Origin of the sequence: Pseudomonas sp. JAI111 (assembly GCF_024809425.1) — a bacterium.
Lineage (GTDB): Bacteria > Pseudomonadota > Gammaproteobacteria > Pseudomonadales > Pseudomonadaceae > Aquipseudomonas.
In genome coordinates this window covers 1,287,986-1,305,223 of the sequence record NZ_JANUCB010000001.1, presented here as the reverse complement: position 1 = coordinate 1,305,223, position 17,238 = coordinate 1,287,986, and the positions used below count along the sequence as shown (strand labels likewise).

The following is a 17,238-nucleotide window of genomic DNA, read 5'->3' as shown; positions in this document are numbered from 1 at the left end:
AACGGATCAGGCTTTGGTTTTGAACGCTTCGATCTGACCGAAACCGGTCGACGAAGTCTTGCTTTCGGTGGTGGTGCAGGTGCCTTTAGGGACGAGTTTCCAGGCGTTGCTCTGGTAGTCGGTTTTCGACGTGCCGGCGCACGTGGTGCCGGCACCGGCGGCGCAATCGTTATGACCTTTCATGGCCACGCCGAAGCACTTTTCCATGTTGCTGTCGGCGGCCTGGACGGTGGAGACGGCGGCCATGCTCAGCGCGGAACCGAGGGCCAGAACGAGGGCGGTAGCGGACAGGGTGCGGGTGGTAGCAGTCATGATGTTTCTCCGAAAGTGAGCTTGGGTCGGCAAGCGTTTGTGCTTGCTTGCCTCACTAGAGGAAGGTCATCGCGATGCGTTACAGCCCAATGCAAACTTTTTAAAAAAAACTCAAAGCACCCATGTCCCTGTGGGAGTGAGCTTGCTCGCGATAGCGGTGGGTCATCCAACATCTCAGGTGAATGTGATAAGCATCGCGAGCAAGCTCGCTCCCACAGGACTTCATCGTTAGAGGGTTTGTATCAGGCACAAAAAAACGGCCCGAAGGCCGTTTTCTGTTTACCGCAAAGAATCAACCACCCAAGTACGCTTCACGCACTTTCGGATCTGTCAGCAGCGCTTCGCCGGTGCCGGTCATCACTACCCGGCCGTTCTCCAGAACGTAGGCGCGGTCAGCGATTTTCAGTGCCTGGTTGGCGTTCTGCTCCACCAGGAACACGGTCACACCATCCTTGCGCAGTTGTTCGATGATGTCGAAGATCTGCTGGATGATGATCGGTGCCAGGCCCAACGATGGCTCGTCGAGCAGCAGCAGTTTGGGTTTGCTCATCAGCGCACGGCCGATGGCGAGCATTTGCTGTTCGCCGCCGGACATGGTGCCGCCGCGTTGGGCGAAGCGCTCTTTCAGGCGTGGGAAAAGTCCGAGAACCTTGTCCATCTGTTCCTCATAGTCGCCCTTGTCGGTGAAGAATCCGCCCATGGCGAGGTTCTCTTCTACGGTCAGACGGGCAAATACCCGACGACCTTCCGGCACGACCGCGATGCTCTTGCGCATGATCTGCGACGAGTCCTGGCCGACGAGTTCCTCGCCCATGTAGCGGATGCTGCCACTGTGGGCTTGCGGCGAACCGCAGAGGGTCATCAGCAGGGTCGACTTGCCGGCACCGTTGGCGCCGATCAGGGTCACGATCTCGCCCTGGCGGACTTCGACGTTGACGCTGTGCAGCGCCTGGATCTTGCCGTAGAAGGTGGAAACGTTTTCGAATTGCAGCATTTACGCTTCCCCCAGGTAGGCTTTGATCACTTCAGGATTGTCGCGGATCTGTTCCGGCGTGCCGTCGGCCAACGGCGTGCCCTGGTTGATCACGACGATGTGGTCGGAAATGCTCATGACCAGTTTCATGTCGTGTTCGATCAGCAGCACGGTGACGTTGTGCTCTTCACGCAGCACGCTGATCAGCGCCTTGAGGTCTTCGGTTTCCTTCGGGTTCAGGCCGGCGGCCGGTTCGTCGAGCATGAGGATGCGCGGGCGCGTCATCATGCAGCGAGCGATTTCCAGGCGGCGCTGCTGACCGTAGGCCAGGGTGCCGGCGGGACGGTTGGCGAACCCCTTGAGGTTGACCTTTTCCAGCCAGTACTCGGCGAACTCCATGGCTTCGCGTTCACTCTTGCGAAAGCCCGGGGTCTTGAACAGGCCCGCCAGGAAGTTGGTGTTCAGGTGACGGTGCTGGGCGATCAAGAGGTTCTCGACCGCTGTCATGTCCTTGAACAACCGCACGTTCTGGAAGGTGCGCACCACGCCTTTGAGGGCGATCTTGTGGCCGGGCAGGCCTTCGATCGGCTCACCGTCCAGCAGGATGCTGCCGCCGCTCGGTTTGTAGAAACCGGTCAGGCAGTTGAACACGGTGGTCTTGCCGGCGCCGTTGGGGCCGATCAATGCCACGACCTGTTTTTCCTTCACGCTCAGGGCTACGCCGTTGACCGCGAGCAGGCCGCCGAAGCGCATGCTCAGATTTTCTACTTTCAGGATCTCGCGGCTCATTTGCGCAGCTCCATGTGAGGACGTTGCATGGGCAGCAGACCTTGAGGACGCCAGATCATCATCAGCACCATCAAGGCGCCGAACATCAACATGCGGTATTCACTGAACTCACGCATCATTTCCGGCAACAGGATCATCACCGTGGCGGCGAGCACGACGCCCAGTTGCGAGCCCATGCCACCGAGTACCACGATGGCGAGGATGGTCGCCGATTCGATGAAGGTGAAGGACTCCGGTGTCACCAGGCCCTGACGCGCGGCGAAGAAGCTGCCGGCGAAACCGGCGAAGCACGCACCGAGGGTGAAGGCCGACAGCTTGATGACCGTTGGGTTGAGACCCAGCGCGCGGCAGGCGATCTCGTCTTCACGCAGCGCTTCCCAGGCACGGCCCAACGGCATGCGCAGCAAGCGGTTGATGACGAACAGGGCGAACAGCGACAACAACACCGCGATCAGGTAAAGGAAAATCACCTTGTTCACCGGGTTGTAGGTCAGGCCGAAGTACTCGTGGAAAGTCTGCAGGCCTTCCGCGGCGGTTTTATCGAAGGTCAGTCCGAAGAGTGTTGGCTTGGGAATGTTGCTGATGCCGTTCGGGCCGCCCGTGAGGTCGGTCAGGTTTCGCAGGAACAGGCGGATGATTTCACCGAAGCCCAACGTCACGATCGCCAGATAGTCACCGCGCAGACGCAGTACCGGAAAACCGAGCAGGAAGCCGAAGGTGGCCGCCATCAGGCCGGCAATCGGCAAGCAGATCCAGAAGCTCAGACCGTAGTAATGCGACAGCAGCGCGTAGCTGTAGGCGCCGACGGCGTAGAAGCCGACATAACCAAGGTCGAGCAGTCCGGCCAGGCCGACCACGATGTTCAGGCCCAGGCCGAGCATCACGTAGATCAACACCAGCGTTGCGATGTCCACCGCGCCGCGCGAGCCGAAGAACGGCCAGACCAGTGCACCGATGATCAACGCAATGATGATCCAGCGCTGAGTGGTCGGCAGGGTCAGGAAGTTACTGGCCTTGGCCGGCATCACCGGCATGTTGGGCGAGGACTTCCAGGCCGAGCTGATCTGCTGGTCGAACAGCACCCGCAGGAACATCAGCACCGAGCACACGGCGATGGTGATCAACGTACCCGTGCTGGTGCCATGGACTTCGAGGTTGATACCGACGATGGTCAGTTTCAGACCGAGTACCGGGTAGGCCACGGCCCACACCAGCAAGGCGCTGAACAACGCCTGTTTAAGATTCCTAGTCATACTTTCTCAACCTCCGGACGGCCCAGCAGGCCGGTTGGCCGGAACAACAACACCAGAACCAATAGGCCGAACGCCACGACGTCCTTGTACTGGTCGCCGAAGATATCGGCACCAAAGGCTTCCGCCACACCCAGCACGATCCCGCCGAGCATGGCGCCGGGGATGCTGCCGATGCCGCCCAATACTGCGGCGGTGAAGGCCTTGAGGCCGACGAGGAAACCGGCGTTCGGGTTGATCACGCCGTATTGCATGCTCAGGAGCACGGCCGCGATAGCCGCCAATGCGGCACCGATGACGAAGGTCAGGGCGATGATGTTGTTGGTGTTGATACCCAGCAGGTTGGCCATCTTGATGTCTTCGGCACAGGCGCGGCAGGCGCGACCCAGACGAGAGCGGGAGATGAACAGCGTGAGGCCGAGCATGGCGACCAGGGTCACCACGAACACCACGATTTGCATGTAGGAAATCAGCACTTCATGTGCACCACCTGGCCCGATGGCGAAGTTGCCGGGGATCAGGTTGGGGATGGATTTGTCCTTGGAGTCTTGCGCCAGCAGAACCGTGTTCTGCAGGAAGATCGACATGCCGATGGCGGAAATCAGCGGGATCAGACGGTTGCTGCCGCGCAGGGGACGGTAGGCAATTCGTTCGATGCTGTAGCCGTAGGCACTGGTCACGACGATGGTCGCGAGGAAAGCGGCGGTCATCAACAGCGGAACACTGTCGAGTCCCATCATGGACAGGCCCGCGATGGCGATGAACGCCACGTAGGAACCGATCATGTACACCTCGCCGTGGGCGAAGTTGATCATTCCAATGATGCCGTAAACCATCGTATAGCCGATGGCGATCAGGGCATACGTGCTGCCAATGGTCAGGCCATTAACCAGCTGTTGGAAGAAGTGATAGATGTCAGGCATTACAGCGCTCCTAAAAACCTGATACGCATTTCACTGGTGGAGTCATTTTCCCGCTCGAGCCCCGTGGATCTGCATCCACTTCGAACGCGAGGTTTGCCAGCGAACCGCTGATGACGGTTTTGAGATTTTCAGGTGGGGAGACTGGCGGATCACGCCAGCGCGGCCCAATACGTTCGTAAAACAAAGCCCACGGCACGCCGTGGGCTTTGTTGGCAGTCAGTTCGGCAAGGCCTTACTGAGGCGAAGCTTCAGTTTTTGGTTTGCCGAAGTGCCACTCGTAAACCACAAATTTGAAGTCTTTCAAGTCGCCCTTGGCGTCGAAGCTCAGGTCGCCAGTCGGGGTCTTGAAGGTGCCTGCGTGGATGGCAGCAGCCACTTTCGCAGGGTCTTCGCTCTTGGCGGCAGTGATACCACCGGCGATGACTTCAACAGCCGAGTAGGCCGGGAACACGAACGGACCGCTTGGGTCTTCTTTCTTCGCTTTGAACGCGTCAGCCAGTGCAACGTTGGCCGGATCCTGGTCGAAAGACTTCGGCAGGGTTACCAGCAGGCCTTCGGAAGCGTCTTTGGCGATCTGCGAAATGGAGTCGTTACCCACGCCTTCCGGACCCATGAACTTGGCTTTCAGGCCTTTTTCCTGTGCTTGACGCAGGATCAGGCCCAGCTCTGGGTGGTAGCCGCCGTAGTAGACGAAGTCAACGTTGGCTTGCTTGAGCTTGGAGATCATCGAGGAGAAGTCTTTGTCGCCGGCGTTGATGCCTTCGAACACGGCAACCTTGACGCCTTTGCCTTCCAGGGTCTTCTTCACGGCGGTGGCGATGCCTTCACCGTATTGCTGTTTGTCGTGCAGCACAGCAACGATTTTCGGTTTTACGTGATCGGCAATGTAGTTACCGGCGGCAGGGCCCTGGGCGCTGTCCAGACCGATGGTGCGGAACACCATTTTGTAACCACGGTTGGTGATGTCCGGGCTGGTGGCAGCCGGAGTGATCATGATCACGCCTTCGTCTTCGTAGATATCCGAAGCCGGTTGGGTGGAGCTGGAGCACAGGTGACCGACCACGAACTTGACGCCGTCGTTGACGACTTTGTTCGCGACCGCTACCGCTTGTTTTGGATCACAGGCGTCATCGTATTCAACGGCTTCGAGTTTCTTGCCGTCTACGCCGCCTTTGGCGTTGATCTGTTCGATGGCCATTTTGGCGCCACTGAACTGCATGTCGCCGTATTGGGCTACAGGACCGGTTTTAGGGCCGGCGATGCCGATCTTGATGGTGTCAGCTGCGAACGAATGGCTGGCAACCCCGGCCAGAACCATAGCGGCAAACAGTTTGGAAATCTGCTTAGTAGCCTTAGTCATAGTGCTCCACTCTTACTGTTGTAGTTTTTATAGTCCTGGCGCCGTAGCAGCAGAACCGGGTCAGATATCTTCGATATCCTCCGGAAAATGCCCCCGGCAACTGTACCGGTACAGTGTAGAGCGCCAATTGTTAGCCTGGGAAGCTGGCGCCAGGGGGCAAAACCTGAGGGTGTCGCTTTATTGAAAGAAAAAGACAGAATTGCGGCGGGATGTTAGCTGGCTAATTGCTTGATTCAGCGGCATTCCCTGGCGCTCCTGTTCTTTTCAATCGGTGACTCAATTGCATCCGGGTTTTTCTGGCGGACCACCGACGTTATCATTCGCGTCGATTTCTTTTCCGGACAGGACCCATGACTCAAGAACCTAGCACCCTCTATGCCAAGCTGCTTGGTGAAACCGCATCTATTACCTGGAAAGAGTTGGAGCCGTTCTTTGCCAAGGGTGCCCTATTGTGGGTCGACCCGGGTCTGGATTTGATCGCCGCGGCTGAAGCGGTGGCGACGGACGAAGGCGAGAAAGTGGCTGCCTGGCTGGCCGCCGACAAAGTCGCCAAGCTGTCTGAAACGCGGGCGCTGGATCTTTTCGAACGTGACCCCGAGCTGTGGGCCGTGGTCGTTTCGCCGTGGATTATGATCCAGGAAAGGGCGACGAACTGAAGTCGTGCACTTTGTTGGTGCGTCGGTTGATCGCGCAAAAGTGTGTAGGCGAGTAGCGTGATGGCATGTTGCCGTGGAGAAAGGCCACAGGCGTGGCCAGCATCACGGTGACGTAAACGTAACGGGAACAGTTTATTGAGCAGCCGTCGGGCTGCTTAATTGTTTCTGGATGTGATCGTTCCCACGCTCTGCGTGGGAATGCAGCCCGGGACGCTCAGCGTCCCAAACTGGACGCAGAGCGTCCATAGAGGCATTCCCACGCAGAGCGTGGGAACGATCGAACGCGGTTTTCAATCAGACCGAAAACGTCTTGCCCGTATGGTTATTCAGCGAAATAACCTTGGTCTTGCCAATGCGGTGACGGTAGATCTCGCGCAGGTACTTGATCGCCTTCTTCACGCAATCGCGCGACAGGCGAATGTCGTTGATCGAGACAAACTTGTCCTTGTCATTGATCAGCTCGCGGTACTTCTTCTCGTACATCGGTTTGATCGCGTACCAGTTGGTGTCGAGGATCTTCGCCGGGTTTTCGAATTCATTGAGCAACTCGTCAATCCGGTCCTCATCGAATTCTTCATTGATGATGAAGTCCAGGATCGAGTTATCCAGCGTTTCGTCGAAGCGGTACGGGGTTTTCGCGAAGCAACGCTTGATGAATGCCACGATCAGGGTCAGGAAGTCGTCCGACAGGCATGGGCTCTTGGCGATCAACGTAGTCAGCGACAAGTTGGCCGAGGCGCCGATCACCAGCGCGTAGCGCTTGAGCGTCGTGTTCGGGAACAGGCTGTTGAGGTGCGTCTTCAACCGGTTCAGGTCCATGTAGGACAGCTTGTAGTCTTTCGGTAGCGAAACGATCGAGACCACCGACGAGCAGTTCTTGAAGAAGTGCAGGTCGTGCAACGCGGCCGCGTCGTAACCGGAATTCTTGTACTGCTCCAGGGACGCACGATAACGCTTGGACTCGATCGGCAGCAGGCTGATGCCTTCGATTGCTTGCGTCACTTTGTTGAAGTGGGGCAGGTCGATGGAGCGGAAGAACAGATCATCGATGTTCAGGCGCTGTGGCTCTTTCTCGAATACCTTGAATTTGTCGCTGCTCGGCGGCGGGCTTTCCGGTACCACGGATTCGGCATAGGCAATCGCCACCGGCCCGGCCAGACTCATGAACAGGTCGTTGGCGTCGAGGCGAATGGTTTCGCCGATGTCGATACCGGCACGACGGAAATAGTTTTGGTCGTAGTCAGTCGTGACCGCCTGCGCCGTCAGAATGTTGAAGATCTGCTGCGAGATGTACTGGTTGGCGTGCTTTTCCATCGCGTTGACGTCGATGTTCTGAATGTTGCCGTCATCGCTTTCTTCGGCGTAGCGCATGATGTCGTTGGAGATCAGCATCATCGCGTTCCATGGGCGGATACGGCCCATGACGCTGGCTTCGCTGCTGTCTTCGTTGGCGAAGTTGTAGGAGAAATCCCACTCTTCCGACAGGTACTTGCACAGCAGGCGACCGGCGTTGATGTGCAGCGCCTCGGACATTTCGCTGCGGTGATCGGAAATGTTCGGCAGCACACAGATGCCGCTGGTGAAGATTGGCTCGAAGACGAACGAATGACCGCTCTTGCCGTCGTGCTCGTCCATCGGCTTGGTGTCGAACGTCTTGTTCATGTACGAGTGCTGCTGGGCCAGGCCGAACTCTGAGGCCATGCCCGAACCGGTACCGCCGCCGGCACTGAAAATCGAGAAATACAGGCGCGACTGGTTGGCCTTGATGCCGCAGCTGTCGATCAGGTACGAGTGAATCATTTTCCAGTCGGGGCTGGAGAAACGCTGGGTGTCCTTGTTCAGGATAATCTTGGCCAGGTACTGACCGAGGATCGGCGCGTTACCGGCGCCACCGGCGTGGACTTCCGATAAGTCCATGATTTTCATTTTGCTGTAGTCGCGCAGGAAGCCGCTTTTTTCGCCCTTGCGCGAGAAACGGATGCGACCGGCGATGTCTTTGTCCAGGTCGCCGAGCATTACCAGAGGCTCGACCAGGAACACCGGCTTGGTGGCTTTGTTCGGCCCCAGGCGCAGGTTGTTGCGGATCCACTGCGCCGGGCTGTAACCCTTTTCCGCGTAGCGTTTATCCGCCGAGGGACGATCTTCGTTGTTGAATTCGTTGAGGTAGAACTTGCGGGCGTTGTACACCAGCTCCGCGACGTCCAGCGCAATGTTGGAACCGCAACGGCCCAAGCCGATCAGGCACACCGATGGGAATTCCTGATCGCTATGCTGTTCGCTGTCGCCATCCAGGTGGGGAGGGCGCGGGAACACCATGTCGCGCAGCCCGTCGAGGTTGTCGAGAATGCGGTCGGTGTTGGTTTCGGTGAAATACAGGTATTGCTGACTGGCCAGCGGGCGTGATGCAACCAATGGCTTCGACGATGAAGGGCTGTTTGCCGCGGGGCTCAGTGTCAGATCGGAAACCGCAGTGGCCGGATTATTTTTAGAAGTCATTGGGCGCCATGTACCTGGGCTGATGGGGCCCGGCGACACGCTGTCGCCGGACCTTCACGGAATAGTTACTCGCGACTTTTTCAGCGCGTATTTCGCCCAAGCGTCATGGCCGAAGCCTGAGCATCGCTCGGGGGGAATCCTTTCCTTAGTCATGATGAATCGGCCAGTATTCAACGATCTTTAATCAAAAGGAGGCTAAATGATGTCAACGCAACCTTCGTTGGGGTTCGCCGGAATCGGCCTGATGGGATTGCCCATGTGCCGGCGTCTGTTGGCTGCGGGGTATCCGCTGACGGTGTGGAATCGCAATCCGGCCAAGTGCGCGCCCTTGGTCGAGGCCGGCGCCCGGCAAGTGGCGACAGCGGCCGAGCTGTGCCAACACGCTGATGTGGTGATGCTGTGCCTGGCGGACACGTCGGTGGTGCGCGAGGTGGTTTTCGGCCCCGGCGGCATCGCCAGTGGGGCGAAAAGCGGTCAGTTGCTGGTGGATTTTTCCAGTCTGGAGCCCACCGCGACGCGGGAAATGGCCTCGGCGCTTGCCGACCAGTGCGGCATGAATTGGCTGGATGCGCCGGTGTCCGGCGGCGTGGTCGGTGCCGAGGCGGGTAGCCTGGCGATTATGGTGGGCGGTGCGGCAGCGGACCTTGAGCGGGTCAAGCCGATCCTGTTGAACCTCGGTCAACGGGTGACGCACATGGGCGGCGTCGGCGCCGGGCAGGTGACCAAGGCCTGCAACCAGATGATCGTCGCCTGCAACGCGCTGGTGATCGCCGAAGTGGTAGCTTTGGCCGAGCGTTCCGGGGTCGACGCAGGTCTGATCGCCGAAGCCCTGGCCGGTGGTTTCGCCGATTCCAGACCCTTGCAGATCCTGGCCCCGCAAATGGCCGAGAGCCGTTTCGAGCCCGTGAAGTGGCATGTCCGCACGTTGCTCAAGGACCTCGACACCGCTGTGAAGTTTTCCCGCGAACAGGGCTCATCCACGCCGATCAGCGGATTGGCTGCACAACTGATGCGCCTGCATGGGGCGCAGGGTTTTTTGGAAAAAGATCCGTCGACGCTAGTGCAAATGTACCGCGCGCCAGGGTCAGAGGACTGACGGGGCAGGCGTGTTTGCGCTGATTGATTTCGTTCAGCACCGGATGCAATTCAGCCAGCGGCACCGGGCGGCTGAGCAGGTAGCCCTGAACGAAGTCGCAGCCCTGGCGTTCGAGAAAGTCATATTGCTCGAACGTTTCGACGCCTTCGGTGACCACCTGTAAATGCAGGGTATGGGCCATGGCAATAATGGCCTGGACGATTTCCATGTCCTGGGTCGCCCTGGGAATGTCCTGGATGAACGAGCGGTCGATCTTGAGTGTGTTCAGCGGCAGACGCTTGAGGTAGGCCAATGATGAATAGCCGGTGCCGAAATCGTCGATCGACAGGGAGACCCCGAGAGCACGGATCTGGCGCAGCAGCGCCAGGGTGTCGGAGAGGTTGCCCATCAACGCGTTCTCGTTGACTTCCAGTTCCAGCCGTTGCGGCGCGACCCCGCAGATGCGCAGGGCTTGTTCGATTTCATTGGCCAGGTCTTCGCGCGCCAGGTTCAGCGGTGAGCAGTTCACGGCAATCTTCAGTTCTTCGCAGCCCTGACGGGACAGTTCGCCAAGGTCCTCGCAAGCCTGGCGCAGTACCCAGTTGTCCAGTTCGGCGATCAGGCCGTTGGCCTCGGCAATGGCGATGAATCGATCCGGCGCCAGCAGCCCGTGAACCGGGTGTTGCCAGCGAATCAGCGCTTCGAGCTTGGTGACCTGGCCGGTTTTCAGGTCATAGATGGGTTGGTAAAACAGCAGCAGCCCATCATCGTTGCGCAAGGCGTGCCGCAGTTCTTCTTCGACTTGCAGTTCCAGCGTGGCGCGAGCCTTCATGTGCGGGCTGAAAAAATGCAGGCCGTTGCGCCCGTTGCCCTTGGACTGATACAGCGCAAGGTCAGCGTTTTTCAGCAGTTCTTCGCAGGTCTTGCCGTCTTGCGGGAACAGGCTGATGCCGATGCTGGTGGTCATGACCATGCTGCGACCGGCCAGCTCGATAGGCTCTTTCATTTTCAACATGATGCGCTGAGCCATGTGCCGCGCTTCTTCGGGGTCATGCAGACCGATGAGGATGCAAAATTCGTCACCGCCGAAACGCGCGACCACATCTTCGTGGCTGCGAACCGAACTCTTGATGTGGCTGGCCAGGACCTTGAGCATCAGGTCCCCGGCGTCATGGCCAAGGCTGTCGTTGATCCGCTTGAAGTGATCGATGTCGAGAAACATCACCGCCAGCATCCCGCCTTCGTTGGTTTTCTCGCTCAGCTTTTCGGCGAAGAGCTGGTTGAAACCACGGCGGTTGATCAGGTTGGTCAGTGCGTCGTAGTGCGCCACCTGTTGCAACGACAGGCGCGCCTGGTCGAGCTGACTGAGCAGGGCATTGACCCGTTGCAGGTCGCTTTCCTTGTGCTGAAGTTTTTTGTCGGCCATGGCCGCGCTGATGCTGCTGCCGATGATCAGCAACATCATGACCGCCACTGTCACGCCCAATTGCAGATGATTGTTGTCGTCAGGCAGCGGCTGGAGGCTGCCTTCGGGAAGCGCCAGTTTGAGCGCCGCCATGCTGGTGAAATGCATGCTGACGATACCGGCGCCGAGCACCAGGCTGGCGGTGTATTTGAGCAGTTGATGAACCACGCCGCTGCCCTCGCGCAGGTGCCTGGACATCAACAGCGCAGCCAGGCTGGCGCCGATGGCGATCGCGATGGAGAGGGCGAACAGCGTCGGGTCGTAATAGGCCGTCGCCGTTGAGCGCATCGCGGCCATGCCCACGTATTGCATGGTTGCGATGCCAAGGCCGATCCACACCGACGCCCGCAGGTGTTGCCAGACGCTCAGATGAGCATGGCTGAGGGTCTGCATCGCCAGCCACGAGGCGGTCAGTGCGAACAACAACGAAATCAGGGTGACAGGGAGTTGATAGTGGATTTCGATCGGCGCCTGGAACGCCAGCATACTGATGAAATGCATGGCCCAGATGCCCCCCGCCAGGCACCCGGCACCGACCCAGCGCCAGATGCGTTGGGAGGTGGACTTTTCGGTATGACCGATCCGTTCGGTGATGCCCAGGGTGGCGAACCCGGCCGCGCACGCCACCACGTAGGCCAGCAGCACCAGGAACGGGTTATGTGTGCAATTGAGAATGACCTGACCGCTTTCTGGCAGCTGGGTAGTGAAATACACATCAGGCCACTGCATCCGTTCGCCCCGTATTGTCCAGCCTGCCAACACCATGAACATTGGTTAATGCGTTGGAGTATAGAGGCCATACAAGGAGTGCAAGCGGTAGTGGCACATTGATGCCGATGATTTTGGAATGAGCTTTATTGCTGTCAGTACTAAGCCTCAGGCGATCTGCTCGTAAGGCACTTGGAATTCAGGCTGCAGGGCCGGCAGTCCGAACGCGGCCCGCGCCGCGTCACAGTCTGCGTTCGCTTCGCCATTGGCCCAAGAGGCATCGAATTCGCGACAGGTGCTGGAACGCTGATCGTAAATCGAGCATTGCACGGTGCTGCCAACTTCGCCTGACAGGGCGATGCAGCGCGTGGGTTTGCAGTCCGTGCCGAGCATCGCCACACGGCTGGGGCTGATCGGCGCGACAAGGTCGTCAGGCACCGTTCCCCCGGACGAGGCGCATTCACCCCAGAAAAAGGACACGCGAAAATGGGAACAGCAGGCACCGCAATTCAGACACGGACTGGCTTCGGACATGGGCGATAGTCAAAGAGGGATGGGGGGAACGGTGGGGCAGCAAGGTCGCTATTCTAGGCTTCGCCTTGGGCTTGGGAAGGGGGGCACAGAGGTATTTTTCAGCAGCCGGTCGGGTAATGAAAAACGCGGCTCCCATAGTGCCTTTTGGTGTTTGCACAGGGGCGGCTGCCATGGGCTGATATCAGTCTTGCGAATAATGACAGACAGCTCTGGCAGGCCTGACTAGATTGGCAGCTCCGGGGACAGTGAAAGCCCCAACAACAATAAAAAGAGACGGACCCCATGCAGAACTCGACCCAAGCGGCGAATGCCTGGCGCATTCTGTTCCTGCTGTTCCTGGCGAACCTGTTCAACTTCTTCGATCGCACCATTCCCGCCATCATCATCGAACCAATCCGCATGGAGTGGCACCTCAGCGACTTTCAGCTGGGGATCATCGGAACGGCATTCACCATCGTTTATGCGATTGCCGGCTTGCCGCTGGGGCGGATGGCCGATACCGGTTCGCGCAGTAAATTGATGGGTTGGGGCCTGGCTGTCTGGAGCGGCCTGACGGCGGTCAACGGGCTGGTGGGCAATTTCTGGGCCTTCCTGATCGTGCGCATGGGCATCGGCATCGGCGAAGCCAGTTACGCACCGGCGGCCAATTCGCTGATCGGCGACCTGTTTCCGGCGCACCGCCGGGCACGGGCGATGGGCATTTTCATGCTCGGCCTGCCATTGGGCCTGCTGCTGGCGTTTTTTACCATTGGCGCGATGGTCAAGGCATTCGACAGCTGGCGGGCGCCGTTCTTCATCGCTGCGGTGCCGGGGCTGATCCTGGCGATCTTCATGTTCTTCATTAAAGAGCCTAAACGCGGTGCCGCGGAAAGCGTGCAGGTGTCCCAGGAACGCGTCGACCGGCCGATTCGTCGAGTGCTGGCGGTGCCGACTTTCCTGTGGCTGGTGTTGGCGGGGCTGTGCTTCAACTTTGCGACCTATGCCTGCAACTCGTTCCTGGTGCCGATGTTGCAGCGCTATTTCCTGATGCCGTTGCAGGAAGCGGCAGTGGCGACCGGCGTGATTGTCGGCGTGACCGGCTTGTTTGGCCTGACGCTCGGTGGCTGGGTTGCCGACAAGATTCACCAGCGAGTGGCCAATGGGCGACTGCTGTTTGCGGCATTCAGCCTGATCGTTTCGACCGTGTGCACCGCTTGGGCGTTGCATGCCGGGCGGATCGAGATCGGGGTGTTTGTGGCGGTGTTCAGCCTGGGCTGGCTGTTTGCCTATAACTTCTACACCTGTGTCTACACGGCGATTCAGGACGTGGTCGAACCCCGTTTGCGGGCCACGGCGATGGCGTTGTTCTTTGCTGGCTTGTACTTGCTGGGCGGTGGTTTAGGCCCGGTGGTGGTGGGTGGCTTGTCCGACCACTTTGCGCATACCGCGATGTTCGCCGCCGGTGCCGAACAGATGACCGAGGCGTTCAAGGCCGTGGGCTTGCACGACGCGATGTACTTGATCCCGGTTGCGCTGTTTTTCACCATGGTGTTTCTGTTCTTGGCTTCGCGGTGTTTTGTAAGGGATGCCAAGCGGATGAAGGACGGGTTGGTGGCGGTGGTCGAGCCTGTGGGTTCTGCGGTGACTGCTTAATCGCCATCGCGGGGATTGATCGTTCCCACGCTCCGCGTGGGAATGCCTCAAGGGACGCTCCGCGTTCCAGCTCTCGAAAGGGACGCAGAGCGTCCCGGGCTGCATTCCCACGCAGACGGTTCGACGCCTCGACGTGGGAACGATCAGAATCAAGCAAATAAAAAAGGCCCGCATCGCTGCGGGCCTTCTTTTTAACGGTGGAGCAGGGGGCTTAACCCGCCACCAACACCCGGATCGCTTCCAGTCGTAGCGCCGCCTTGTCGAGCATGGCCAGCCCTTGCTCGCGCTGTTTGCGCAGGGCAACCAGTTCACTGTCGCGTACGGTCGGATTGACCGCTTGCAACGCGGTCAGGCGCGCCAGTTCTTCGTCGGTATCGGCTGCCAGGCGACGTTTCGCTTCAGCAACCCGCTCGGCGTGACGCGGGAAGATTTTCTCTTCGCCGGCGTTGATCCGCGGCGTCAGCTGATCGCGCTGAGCCTGAATGAACTTGTTGGCGCTGGCACGCGGCACGCTTTCCAGTTGATCGTTCAAGGTCTCGAACGACACCCGGGCCGACAGGTCGTTGCCATTGGCATCCAGCAGGCAGCGCAGGGCGGCCGGCGGCAGGTAGCGGCCCAGTTGCAGCGAGCGCGGGGCAACCACTTCACTGACGTAGAGCAGCTCCAGCAACACGGTGCCGGGTTTCAGCGCCTTGTTCTTGATCAGCGCCACGGCCGTGTTGCCCATGGAACCGGACAAGACCAGGTCCATGCCGCCCTGCACCATCGGGTGTTCCCAGGTGATGAATTGCATGTCTTCGCGAGACAGCGCCTGGTTGCGGTCGTAGGTGATGGTCACGCCTTCGTCGTCGCCCAGCGGGAAGCTGGCGTCGAGCATTTTTTCGCTCGGCTTGAGGATCAGCGCGTTTTCCGAATGGTCTTCGCTGTCGATACCGAAGGCGTCGAACAGGGTTTCCATGTAAATCGGCAGGGTGAACTGGTCGTCTTGCTCGAGGATGTCCTCGACCAGCGCATCACCTTCGCCAGCGCCGCCGGAGTTGAGTTCCAGCAGGCGGTCACGGCCAGTGTGCAGTTCAGCCTCCAGACGCTCACGCTCGCTGCGGGCTTCGTCGATCAGCGCTTGCCACTCGCCGTCGTCGGCGTTTTCCAGCAGCGGCAGCAGGCGCGGGCCGAACTGATGCTGCAAGGCGTTGCCGGTCGGGCAGGTGTTGAGGAAAGCGTTCAGCGCTTCGTGGTACCACTGGAACAGGCGCTCTTGCGGGCTGGTTTCCAGGTACGGCACGTGCAGTTCGATGATGTGCTTCTGGCCGATCCGGTCCAGACGCCCGATACGCTGCTCCAGCAGGTCCGGGTGGGACGGCAGATCGAACAGCACCAGGTGGTGCGAGAACTGGAAGTTGCGACCTTCGCTGCCGATTTCCGAACAGATCAGCACTTGTGCGCCAAATTCTTCATCGGCGAAGTAGGCGGCGGCGCGGTCACGCTCGAGGATGTTCATGCCTTCGTGGAACACCGTGGCCGGGATGCCGGAGCGCACGCGCAGGGCGTCTTCCAGGTCCATGGCGGTTTCGGCGTGGGCGCAGATCACCAGCACTTTGGTGCGCTTGAGCATCTTCAGCGTGTCGATCAGCCACTCGACACGCGGGTCGAATTTCCACCAGCGTTCTTCTTCGTTGGCGTCCGGCTGGGCCTGGAAGCTGACTTCCGGGTACAGCTCGGCGTGATCGCCCAACGGCAGTTCGAGGTATTCGTCCGGGCACGGCAGCGGGTACGGGTGCAGCTTGCGCTCCGGGAAACCCTGTACGGCGGCGCGGGTGTTGCGAAACAGCACGCGGCCGGTGCCGTGGCGGTCCAGCAATTCGCGAACCAGGCGGGCGCTGGCTTCGGTGTCGCCATCGTTCACAGCGGTCAGCAAGGCCTCGCCTTCGTTGCCGAGGAAACCGTGAATGGTCTTGTGCGCTTCAGGCGACAGGCGCCCCTTGTCCAGCAGCTCCTGAACGGCTTCGGCCACCGGGCGATAGTTTTCGCTCTCGGCGCGGAAGGCGTGCAGGTCATGGAAACGGTTTGGGTCGAGCAGGCGCAGACGGGCGAAGTGGCTGTCCTGACCCAGTTGTTCCGGGGTTGCGGTCAGCAGCAGCACACCGGGAATGACTTCGGCCAGTTGCTCGACCAGCGAATATTCAGGGCTGGCCTTTTCTTCGTGCCACACCAGGTGGTGCGCTTCGTCGACGACCATCAGGTCCCAACCGGCGGCGAACATTGCGTCCTGGGCTTTCTCGTCTTCTACCAGCCACTCCAGAGCCACCAGCGCGAGCTGAGTGTCTTCGAACGGGTTGGCGGCATCGCTTTCGATGAAGCGTTCTTCGTCGAACAGCGCGACTTGCAGGTTGAAACGGCGGCGCATCTCGACCAGCCACTGGTGCTGCAGGTTCTCCGGAACCAGGATCAGCACGCGGTTGGCGCGGCCCGAGAGCAGTTGGCGATGGATCACCAGACCGGCTTCGATGGTTTTACCCAGGCCTACTTCGTCGGCCAGCAATACCCGTGGGGCAATGCGGTCGGCGACTTCACGGGCGATGTGCAGCTGGTGCGCGATCGGTTGCGCACGCACGCCACCCAGTCCCCACAGCGAGGATTGCAATTGGCGACTGGTGTGTTCCAGGGTGTTGTAGCGCAGTGAGAACCAGGCCAGCGGGTCGATCTGCCCGGCGAACAGACGGTCGCTGGCCAGGCGGAACTGAATGAAGTTCGACAGTTGGGTTTCCGGCAGGGTGACCACTTCGTTTTGCGCGTTGAGGCCGTGGTAGACCAGCAGGCCATCGACGTCGTCGACTTCCTGGACGGTCAGTTTCCAGCCTTCGAAGTGAGTGATCGAATCGCCCGGCGAAAACCGCACACGGGTGAGGGGCGCATTCCGTAGCGCGTACTGGCGAGTCTCGCCAGTGGCCGGATAGAGCACGGTCAACAAGCGGCCGTCCTGTGCCAGAACGGTGCCTAAACCCAGCTCGGCTTCGCTGTCACTGATCCAGCGTTGCCCCGGTTGATACTGCTGCGCCATGCTGCCT

At 59.6% G+C, this 17,238-nt stretch carries 13 protein-coding genes; 3 read left to right on the top strand and 10 right to left on the bottom strand.

Translation table 11 applies throughout. The annotated features are described in order from the left end of the window. Positions 1-6: 6 nt before the first annotated feature. The 6 genes from HNR03_RS06160 to HNR03_RS06135 form a co-directional block, all read right to left on the bottom strand. On the bottom strand, positions 7-312 hold the full coding sequence (locus HNR03_RS06160) for a DUF2282 domain-containing protein (protein WP_222590059.1): 306 nt from the start codon (positions 310-312) through the stop codon (positions 7-9). Between the two features lie 292 nt (positions 313-604). Further along, positions 605-1,306 (bottom strand): ABC transporter ATP-binding protein, encoded by a 702-nt coding sequence (locus tag HNR03_RS06155; RefSeq protein ID WP_222590060.1) that lies wholly within the window; start codon positions 1,304-1,306, stop codon positions 605-607. Beyond that, positions 1,307-2,074, bottom strand: coding sequence for a high-affinity branched-chain amino acid ABC transporter ATP-binding protein LivG (gene livG / locus HNR03_RS06150; RefSeq protein ID WP_090180937.1), 768 nt, complete (start codon positions 2,072-2,074; stop codon positions 1,307-1,309). After that, positions 2,071-3,327 carry a high-affinity branched-chain amino acid ABC transporter permease LivM gene (locus HNR03_RS06145; RefSeq protein WP_259151622.1) on the bottom strand — a complete coding sequence of 419 codons (1,257 nt, stop codon included), beginning with the start codon at positions 3,325-3,327 and terminating at the stop codon, positions 2,071-2,073. Before HNR03_RS06145 ends, livG begins: the two co-directional genes overlap by 4 nt. Next, positions 3,324-4,247 carry a high-affinity branched-chain amino acid ABC transporter permease LivH gene (gene livH, locus HNR03_RS06140; protein WP_090180942.1) on the bottom strand — a complete coding sequence of 308 codons (924 nt, stop codon included), beginning with the start codon at positions 4,245-4,247 and terminating at the stop codon, positions 3,324-3,326. The genes HNR03_RS06145 and livH overlap by 4 nt, the downstream gene beginning before the upstream one ends. Before the next feature lie 232 nt (positions 4,248-4,479). Further along, complete coding sequence (locus tag HNR03_RS06135; protein WP_090180945.1) at positions 4,480-5,607, bottom strand: branched-chain amino acid ABC transporter substrate-binding protein; 1,128 nt, start codon at positions 5,605-5,607, stop codon at positions 4,480-4,482. A 350-nt stretch (positions 5,608-5,957) separates the two neighbouring features. On the opposite strand from HNR03_RS06135, the gene HNR03_RS06130 reads away from it, so the two are divergent. Further along, positions 5,958-6,263 carry a DUF2288 domain-containing protein gene (locus HNR03_RS06130; RefSeq protein ID WP_222590062.1) on the top strand — a complete coding sequence of 102 codons (306 nt, stop codon included), beginning with the start codon at positions 5,958-5,960 and terminating at the stop codon, positions 6,261-6,263. A 294-nt stretch (positions 6,264-6,557) separates the two neighbouring features. Here HNR03_RS06130 and HNR03_RS06125 read toward each other — a convergent pair whose 3' ends face one another. Beyond that, the gene (locus HNR03_RS06125) at positions 6,558-8,759 is read right to left on the bottom strand and encodes a hypothetical protein (RefSeq protein ID WP_222590063.1); all 2,202 of its coding nucleotides are present in this window, start codon (positions 8,757-8,759) and stop codon (positions 6,558-6,560) included. 199 nt (positions 8,760-8,958) lie between these two features. Here HNR03_RS06125 and HNR03_RS06120 point away from each other — a divergent pair, with 199 nt between their 5' ends. After that, positions 8,959-9,855, top strand: a complete 897-nt coding sequence (locus HNR03_RS06120; RefSeq protein ID WP_259151618.1) for an NAD(P)-dependent oxidoreductase — start codon at positions 8,959-8,961, stop codon at positions 9,853-9,855. Here the strand turns inward: HNR03_RS06120 and HNR03_RS06115 are convergent. Both HNR03_RS06115 and HNR03_RS06110 read right to left on the bottom strand, forming a co-directional pair. Further along, complete coding sequence (locus HNR03_RS06115) at positions 9,746-12,028, bottom strand: bifunctional diguanylate cyclase/phosphodiesterase (RefSeq protein WP_259151617.1); 2,283 nt, start codon at positions 12,026-12,028, stop codon at positions 9,746-9,748. The two genes, HNR03_RS06120 and HNR03_RS06115, sit on opposite strands and share 110 nt — an antisense overlap. A 147-nt stretch (positions 12,029-12,175) precedes the next feature. Then, positions 12,176-12,541, bottom strand: a complete 366-nt coding sequence (locus tag HNR03_RS06110) for a YkgJ family cysteine cluster protein (RefSeq protein WP_259151616.1) — start codon at positions 12,539-12,541, stop codon at positions 12,176-12,178. 282 nt (positions 12,542-12,823) lie between these two features. Here HNR03_RS06110 and HNR03_RS06105 point away from each other — a divergent pair, with 282 nt between their 5' ends. Further along, complete coding sequence (locus tag HNR03_RS06105) at positions 12,824-14,173, top strand: MFS transporter (RefSeq protein ID WP_259151615.1); 1,350 nt, start codon at positions 12,824-12,826, stop codon at positions 14,171-14,173. Positions 14,174-14,384: 211 nt separating this feature from the next. Here the strand turns inward: HNR03_RS06105 and rapA are convergent, their stop codons facing one another. Further along, positions 14,385-17,231 (bottom strand): RNA polymerase-associated protein RapA, encoded by a 2,847-nt coding sequence (gene rapA, locus HNR03_RS06100; protein WP_259151614.1) that lies wholly within the window; start codon positions 17,229-17,231, stop codon positions 14,385-14,387. Positions 17,232-17,238: the final 7 nt, after the last annotated feature.

Excerpts from the sequence above, each read along its gene's own strand:
- HNR03_RS06130 (WP_222590062.1), top strand. The coding sequence starts at position 5,958 with ATGACTCAAGAACCTAGCACCCTCTATGCCAAGCTGCTTGGTGAAACC.
- HNR03_RS06120 (WP_259151618.1), top strand. The coding sequence starts at position 8,959 with ATGATGTCAACGCAACCTTCGTTGGGGTTCGCCGGAATCGGCCTGATG.
- livG (WP_090180937.1), bottom strand. The coding sequence starts at position 2,074 with ATGAGCCGCGAGATCCTGAAAGTAGAAAATCTGAGCATGCGCTTCGGC.
- HNR03_RS06105 (WP_259151615.1), top strand. The coding sequence starts at position 12,824 with ATGCAGAACTCGACCCAAGCGGCGAATGCCTGGCGCATTCTGTTCCTG.
- livH (WP_090180942.1), bottom strand. The coding sequence starts at position 4,247 with ATGCCTGACATCTATCACTTCTTCCAACAGCTGGTTAATGGCCTGACC.
- HNR03_RS06155 (WP_222590060.1), bottom strand. The coding sequence starts at position 1,306 with ATGCTGCAATTCGAAAACGTTTCCACCTTCTACGGCAAGATCCAGGCG.
- HNR03_RS06145 (WP_259151622.1), bottom strand. The coding sequence starts at position 3,327 with ATGACTAGGAATCTTAAACAGGCGTTGTTCAGCGCCTTGCTGGTGTGG.
- rapA (WP_259151614.1), bottom strand. The coding sequence starts at position 17,231 with ATGGCGCAGCAGTATCAACCGGGGCAACGCTGGATCAGTGACAGCGAA.
- HNR03_RS06125 (WP_222590063.1), bottom strand. The coding sequence starts at position 8,759 with ATGACTTCTAAAAATAATCCGGCCACTGCGGTTTCCGATCTGACACTG.
- HNR03_RS06135 (WP_090180945.1), bottom strand. The coding sequence starts at position 5,607 with ATGACTAAGGCTACTAAGCAGATTTCCAAACTGTTTGCCGCTATGGTT.
- HNR03_RS06110 (WP_259151616.1), bottom strand. The coding sequence starts at position 12,541 with ATGTCCGAAGCCAGTCCGTGTCTGAATTGCGGTGCCTGCTGTTCCCAT.
- HNR03_RS06160 (WP_222590059.1), bottom strand. The coding sequence starts at position 312 with ATGACTGCTACCACCCGCACCCTGTCCGCTACCGCCCTCGTTCTGGCC.
- HNR03_RS06115 (WP_259151617.1), bottom strand. The coding sequence starts at position 12,028 with ATGCAGTGGCCTGATGTGTATTTCACTACCCAGCTGCCAGAAAGCGGT.